Source organism: Streptococcus sp. HMSC36C04, assembly GCF_001839535.1.
Taxonomy (GTDB): domain Bacteria; phylum Bacillota; class Bacilli; order Lactobacillales; family Streptococcaceae; genus Streptococcus; species Streptococcus hominis.
Genome location: NZ_KV841571.1, coordinates 1 through 1,099 on the forward strand (window position 1 = coordinate 1; position 1,099 = coordinate 1,099).

The 1,099-nt window shown below is 30.7% G+C and carries 1 pseudogene; it reads right to left on the reverse strand.

Annotated features, from left to right (window positions below):
• Positions 1–1,099, reverse strand: a pseudogene (locus HMPREF3249_RS09590) (aminoacyltransferase); the annotation flags it as partial.

Below are 1,099 nucleotides of genomic sequence, written 5' to 3' on the forward strand. Positions count from 1 at the left end.
CTATTTAAAATTTTTTTAATTATTTGAATAGTTTTATGTTTAAACGGGGAAGGATAATATCTAAAAGTTCCCATTTTTCTTAGGACATAACCATTGAAATTTTGTTTAAAACGAAGTACACTGTCAGAACCATCAAAATGACCAGTAATACCCAAAAGGTTGTAACAGGGAATACCTCGCTTGATTGATTCTCGCATTACATAATCTTGCAAAAGAGCGGGTGCGTAGAATTTGTTAAATTCAGGATAGGATCCAGAAAAGAGATAGACCGTTTCTTTGGGAGTGTATACAAAAAGACTGCCAGCTAATATTGTACTTTCGTCTTCATGCTTTTTGAATAGTTGGTATGCTTCGTTTTTTCGTATTTCAAACGTTTCGAATTGACTAGATAGTTCTCGAATTTGATTCAGTTTTTTTTCAGAGGAATGGTTGTTTTCTTCAAGATAATCTTGTAGTAATTTAATCTTTTTAGATAATTCATTCTGATTAATTTGTAAATGCTCCAAATAATTTTTGAAATTTATGCTAGCTATGATAAATTCTGCATTGTTTCCAAAGCTATCATAAAATTTTTCATAATAATCTAAAGTCTTATCATTATAGTTGCGACGTTCAGAAGTTGATGAAGTAATCTGCTTAAATTTATAAAGCTCATTACGTTTAAGTTTATGCAGTTCTATACCAAATGTTTTAGCTTTTTTACTAATGATTTTCTTTGTTTAGTAAAAGATTTTAACAACGTTTCTTCTGTTAAGTCATTTAGGTCTTTTACAAAATGCCAATCACCTTCACCTCCAGGATAGTCCTTTTGTAAGCCATCAAATTGGTAATTCAGGTTGGTGAGCATAGATACAAGTTCCTTCTTTTCTGTACTAATAGGCTCACCTTTACTATTGAAGACTTGATAAATATCATAAGGTTTTACAACCAGCTTCATAGCCTTTAACTTTCTTGCATAGATTTTTAATTCTTCATAACATTTAGGCAAGAACTCATAATTAGTAACAACAGGTCCAGAGTTGATTTCTAGGTATAGACCACCTGCCATTTTTGCACTAAATAATAATGCTGATACTTGTAATTGATTGTTAGTAAAGAA